Raw genomic sequence first — 5,585 nt, 5'->3', positions numbered from 1 at the left:
AATGAATAGGTGTGAACAAAATGAATTGAATTAGTGACTATATTGCCTCAAAATCGCAAATGTTGTTACAAAATGAAAATTTTTTAAAATAAATGCCTCCGTCTCTCAAAAATAGCCTAAAGTTCCTATACTGCTTTATTTCCACAATCTTGACAAAAATATTATCTTTAATACAATTTTAAAATTTATCAAATTCATAAGAGAGAAAATGAAAGCGGTAAGAGGTGCGATAACTGTAGAAAACAATTCAAAAGAGGAAATTTATAAAGCCTCTCAAGAACTATTTGAGAGCATTATGAAAGAAAATTTGCTTTCAAAAGATGAGATAATCTCTGTTATATTTACTATGACAGGAGACCTTACAAAAGGCTTTCCTTCAACTGCAGTAAGAGAGGAATTTGGATTGAACGAAACTCCTTTCCTTGACCTTGAACATAAATATGTTGAAGGTGCACTCGAAAAATGTATTAGAGTAATGATTTTTGTCGATACAGACAAAAAACTAAAACCAGTCTACCTTGGTAAAGCAAAAACTTTAAGAAAAGATCTGGAGGTGAACAATGATTCTCATTTTGAAAAAGGGTATAAGTGATGAAGAAATCGAAAGTATTGTCCTGAAGATAAAGGATGCAGGTCTTACACCGCATATATCAAAGGGAAATGAGAGGGTAATTATCGGCCTTGTAGGTGATTCAAGGGCTAAAGATAGGGATTATTGGCTCAGTGTTCACGGTGTGGAAGATGCGATTAGAGTTCTAAAACCATTCAAACTTGCAAGCAGAGAATTTAAAAGTGAAAACACGGTTATAACTGTTGATGGCATAAAAATAGGTGGCAATGAAGTTGTCATTATGGCTGGTCCCTGCGCAGTTGAAGGAAGGGAACAGTTGCTACAAACTGCAGAGATTGTAAAAAATTATGGAGCAAAGATCTTGAGAGGTGGTGCCTTTAAACCAAGAACATCCCCATACAGTTTTAAAGGTCTCGGAAAAGAAGGGCTTATGTATCTCAAGGAGGCAAAAGAAAAATTTGGCTTACCAGTTGTTACAGAAGTAATGTCAATCGAGCAGATTGAAGATGTATCTCAATACGCAGATATCATTCAAATTGGTGCAAGAAACATGCAAAACTTTTCTCTCCTTGAAGAAGTTGGCAAAACACGCAAACCGATCCTCCTTAAAAGAGGGCTATCTGCAAAAATCGAAGAGTTCCTTCTTGCAGCAGAATATATTTTGTTTAATGGAAATCCAAATGTTATTCTCTGTGAAAGAGGGATAAGGACATTTGAAACTTACACGAGAAACACACTTGACATATCTGCAGTGCCTGTGCTAAAATCCCTCACCCACTTACCTGTTATAGTAGACCCGTCGCATGCAATTGGTTTAAGAGACTACATTATACCAGTGTCTCTTGCTTCAATTGCGGCAGGTGCAGATGGACTAATTGTCGAAGTGCACCCCGAGCCAGAAAAGGCATTATCAGATGGAGCACAATCCTTACACCCAGAACAATTTAAAGAACTCATGGAAAAACTCAAAAAAGTAGGTGAGGCAGTTGGAAGACCTATTTAGTATATTTACAGTCGGATTGGGTTTGATAGGTGGTTCGATTTCCCTTTCTTTAAAAAATAAGTGGAAAAGATATGGATACGATGCTGATAGTTCTACCTTAAAAAGGGCAATTGAACTTGATGTAATTGATGAAGCAAAAACAATTGAAGAAGGTCTTAAGTCTGATGTTATACTTATCGCAATTCCTGTCCAGTTTATTTTAGATTTTATAAAGACACACAAAGACAAAATAGATAGAAATTCCATTTTAATAGACACTGGGAGCACAAAAGGTAAAGTTTTAGAAGAAATGAAAAGTGTAAATTCCTTTTACATAGGAGGACATCCGCTTGCAGGGAAGGAAAAGGGAGGTATTGAAAATGCCGATCCAAACTTATTTTTGAATAAGCCCTTTATACTCACAGAAGAAAACAATCTTACAAAAGAAAAATTGGATATCGTGTTGAAACTCGTTAAAGATATTGGAAGTAACCCTGTTTTTCTAAATGCAGATACGCATGATTACATACTCGGTCTTACGAGCCATTTGCCTTATGTAGTTTCTCTGTCTCTATTTTATTATCTTATGAAAAAGGACCAGGGAAACCTTTTTGACTTTGCAGGCTCAGGGTTAAGAGATGTAACAAGAATTGCAAGTGGCGATCCTATGATGTCGTATGGATTTGTAAAAACAAATAAAGAAAAAATAAAGGTGTTCCTTACTGAATACATTGAAACATTAAAGGAATTTTTATCAACAATTGAAAGTGATGATTTTCTGCATGTTGCTGAAGTTGTTAAAAAAAGGAGGGACAAAATTTGGTAAAAGTAGAAAAGATTAAACGTGTAAAGGGTAGTGCAAAAATCCCAGGTGACAAATCAATAACACATAGAGCATTTATTTTCTCTTCTATTTCACATGGCGAATCATATATTAAAAATCCAAATATGGGACTTGATACAGAAAGGACTTTGAAGATTATGTCCGAAGTTGGTGCTAGCATAAGTATCGAAAATGGAGAAATAAAAGTTAGCGGCATCGGTCTTAAAGACATAAAAGAACCTGATAACGTGCTTGATGCTGGGAATTCTGGCACAACGACAAGGCTACTCTCCGGACTTTTTTCTTCTGTAAACAACAAGACTTTCTTTTTAACAGGCGATGACTCCTTAAGAAGAAGGCCGATGAAAAGAGTCATAGACCCAATAACACTTATGGGAGGTTTTATCATAGGTAGAGATAATGGAAAATATCTGCCACTTGCAATTGTCGGTAAAGAACTTCACGGTATCACATACAATATGGAAATCCCATCTGCACAGGTTAAAAGCGCAATAATACTTGCAACCCTCAATGCAAACTCACAATCCACCATATACGAGAAGTTAAAAACTCGAGACCATACAGAGATTATGTTAAAGGAGTTCGGAGGAAAAATAGAAGTTTACGGAAATAAAATTACAGTTTATCCTGTGGAAAAGCTATATGGAAGGGAAATTTTTGTTCCAGGAGATTTTTCATCAGCAGCATATCTCATTGCAATAGCAATGCTTCTTGAAGATAGTGAACTCATCCTAAAGGATGTTGGCTTAAACCCTACAAGAACTTATCTCATAGATGTGTTTAGAAGAAGTGGTGGAAACATTGAAATTATAAACAAAAGAAAGGTAAATGGTGAGGATGTAGGAGATATTCTTGTAAAGTCAAGTGTACTTTCAAAAATTGAGATAACAAAAGATGAAGCACCGTTACTTATAGACGAACTTCCGCTTATAGGTGCAATTGGACCTCTTGTAAAAGGTGGCGTCCGTGTTGTTGGTGCAACGGAGTTGAGAGTAAAGGAAAGCGACAGGATAAAGCTAATCGTGGATAATCTTAAAAATATCGGTGTTGAAGCATACGAATATAAAGATGGATTTATTGTAAAAGAAGGCGCCGTAAAAGGCGGGATAATAAAGACTGCTTTTGACCATAGAATAGGGCTTTCTTTTGCTGTTCTTGGAAGCGTTTGCAAAGGAGACATATACATTGAGGAAATAGATTCCATCAAGGTATCGTTCCCTGAATTTTTTGAAATTCTGAGGAGTATAAGTTATGGATAAATTCTATCTTCTTGGTTATCCTCTATCACACTCATATTCTCCAAAAATCTACGAAAAATTATTCAAATCACTCAATAAAGTCGCTTCTTATTCCTTACTTCCAACAAAAGTAGAAGAATTAGAAAAGCGTATTTTGTGGATAAAATTAGATAAAGATGTCCTGGGATTTAATCTCACGCAACCTTTAAAAGAAGAAGTTATAAAATACATTGATGTGTTAGATGAACTTTCAAAAGAAATCGGTTCCGTAAATACTGTCCTTGTTAAAGATGAGAAACTCTACGGGTTTAATACTGACTATACAGGGTTTAAGAAAAGCATAGAGCCATTTTTAAATGAAATTGAAGGCAATACTGCACTTGTATTCGGAAGTGGTGGCGCAGCGAAGTCTGTTATTAAAGCCCTCATTGATGTAAATGTAAAGAGCGTTTTTGTTGCAAATAGAACATTCGAAAAAGCCCTTAAAATAAAAGAGATGCTCGGGAATAAAGTGATTCCAGTGAAATTAGAAGAAGTAGAGGGTATAATATCAAATGCAAAAATCCTCATTAATGCAACAACTGTAGGACTCAACGGAAACGAAACACTCATAAAGAGCGAGTGGATAAACAAGGATATGATTCTTTATGACCTCATATACAATCCGGAAAAGACTGAGTTTTTAAGAATTGGTGCCAAAATCGGTGCAAAAATCAAAAATGGATACGATATGCTCTATTTCCAGTGCCTCGAAAATGTAAAAATATGGTATGGAGGACTCAATGCTCAGATTTCATAGTGCAGGGGAATCACACGGACCATACCTCGTAGGAATCCTAGAAGGACTACCTGCAGGCATCAAATTAGACGAGGATTTCATAAATTCAAGACTAAGATTGAGGAATGCAGGCTATGGCAGAGGAAAAAGAATGGAAATCGAAACGGATACAGTTGAAATTTTCTCTGGCATCACAAAAGACTTCGTTACAACAGGCGCTTCAATTGGATTTAGAATAAGAAACAGAGATTGGGAAACAAATAAAACTGAAAGGTCTTTTAAAATTCCAAGGCCAGGTCATTCGGATTATGCAGGAAGTATAAAGTACAACTACGAAAACCTTGCAATACCTTCTGAAAGAACAAGCGGAAGACTAACTGCACTTGATGTAGTTACGGGAAGTATTACAGAAACATTTTTGAAAATCTTCGGTGTAAGAATTCTGTTTTTCGTAACATCTATTAACGATATTCATATCCCATGTGAATCATTTGCAGATGTAGATACACTATTCAACAGGGCAATTAACTCGTCACTTTTGGTTCCTTTTGAAGATAGTGAGGAGAAAATAAAAAAAGAAATAGACAGGGCTATAGAAGAGGGTGATACACTTGGTGGAAGTGGAATGGTTATCGTAAAGAACTTCCCGATAGGTGTTGGGGATTATAACAGGTGGGAAGAGAAGATGGATGGGCTTATTGCCCAGGCAGTTATGAGTGTGCCCACCGTTAAGGCTGTAGAAATTGGGAGAGGGAAAGATGCCTCAAATTTTAAAGGAAGCGAGTTTCAGGATAGATTTTTATTAAAAGACGGAGAAATTAAAAGGGAAACAAATAATGCGGGTGGTATCGAGGGTGGTATTACAAACGGCGAAGATATCACTGTAAAATTCTACTCAAAGCCAATCCCAACTGTAAGAAAAGGGATTAGGTCGGTTGATCTGGATAAATGGGTTGAGACTCAAAGCATATATGTAAGGTCTGATACGGTAGTTTTACCTGCAGTTACTCTTATATCCGCATCAAGAATATCTTTCGTCCTTGCATCATCATTCCTGAAAAAATTTTCAGGCGATCATATTGATGATGTAAAAGCCTCATTTGATTACTATATTTCGTCAAGGAGGTATTTTTGGCAAAGATAATTATCTCTGGATTTATGGGTTCGGGAAA

At 36.2% G+C, this 5,585-nt stretch carries 6 protein-coding genes; all 6 read left to right on the top strand.

All coding sequences use genetic code 11. The annotated features are described in order from the left end of the window. Nucleotides 1-208: 208 nt before the first annotated feature. From aroH to aroC, 6 genes are read left to right on the top strand one after another with little or no spacing between them, the layout of a single operon-like run. Nucleotides 209-592, top strand: a complete 384-nt coding sequence (aroH, locus tag JHC30_05090) for a chorismate mutase (GenBank protein MCI4463529.1) — start codon at nucleotides 209-211, stop codon at nucleotides 590-592. After that, a complete protein-coding gene (gene aroF / locus JHC30_05085) occupies nucleotides 561-1,574 on the top strand; it encodes a 3-deoxy-7-phosphoheptulonate synthase (protein MCI4463528.1) in 1,014 nt (337 codons plus the stop codon). Before aroH ends, aroF begins: the two co-directional genes overlap by 32 nt. Then, nucleotides 1,558-2,379: a prephenate dehydrogenase/arogenate dehydrogenase family protein gene (locus tag JHC30_05080; GenBank protein MCI4463527.1), complete on the top strand. Its 822-nt coding sequence runs from the start codon at nucleotides 1,558-1,560 to the stop codon at nucleotides 2,377-2,379. Before aroF ends, JHC30_05080 begins: the two co-directional genes overlap by 17 nt. Beyond that, nucleotides 2,373-3,656 carry a 3-phosphoshikimate 1-carboxyvinyltransferase gene (gene aroA, locus JHC30_05075; protein ID MCI4463526.1) on the top strand — a complete coding sequence of 428 codons (1,284 nt, stop codon included), beginning with the start codon at nucleotides 2,373-2,375 and terminating at the stop codon, nucleotides 3,654-3,656. Before JHC30_05080 ends, aroA begins: the two co-directional genes overlap by 7 nt. Continuing rightward, nucleotides 3,649-4,434, top strand: coding sequence for a shikimate dehydrogenase (locus JHC30_05070; GenBank protein MCI4463525.1), 786 nt, complete (start codon nucleotides 3,649-3,651; stop codon nucleotides 4,432-4,434). The genes aroA and JHC30_05070 overlap by 8 nt, the downstream gene beginning before the upstream one ends. Next, nucleotides 4,418-5,557: a chorismate synthase gene (gene aroC / locus JHC30_05065; GenBank protein MCI4463524.1), complete on the top strand. Its 1,140-nt coding sequence runs from the start codon at nucleotides 4,418-4,420 to the stop codon at nucleotides 5,555-5,557. Before JHC30_05070 ends, aroC begins: the two co-directional genes overlap by 17 nt. Nucleotides 5,558-5,585 lie beyond the last annotated feature (28 nt).

The sequence above is a fragment of the Caldisericum sp. genome (assembly GCA_022759145.1).
Classification (GTDB): domain Bacteria; phylum Caldisericota; class Caldisericia; order Caldisericales; family Caldisericaceae; genus Caldisericum.
This window is presented reverse-complemented; position numbering and strand designations above follow the sequence as displayed.

What these genes read in the sequence shown, in the direction of transcription:
- aroH (MCI4463529.1), top strand. Translation starts at nt 209, where the DNA reads ATGAAAGCGGTAAGAGGTGCGATAACTGTAGAAAACAATTCAAAAGAG.
- aroF (MCI4463528.1), top strand. Translation starts at nt 561, where the DNA reads ATGATTCTCATTTTGAAAAAGGGTATAAGTGATGAAGAAATCGAAAGT.
- JHC30_05070 (MCI4463525.1), top strand. Translation starts at nt 3,649, where the DNA reads ATGGATAAATTCTATCTTCTTGGTTATCCTCTATCACACTCATATTCT.
- aroC (MCI4463524.1), top strand. Translation starts at nt 4,418, where the DNA reads ATGCTCAGATTTCATAGTGCAGGGGAATCACACGGACCATACCTCGTA.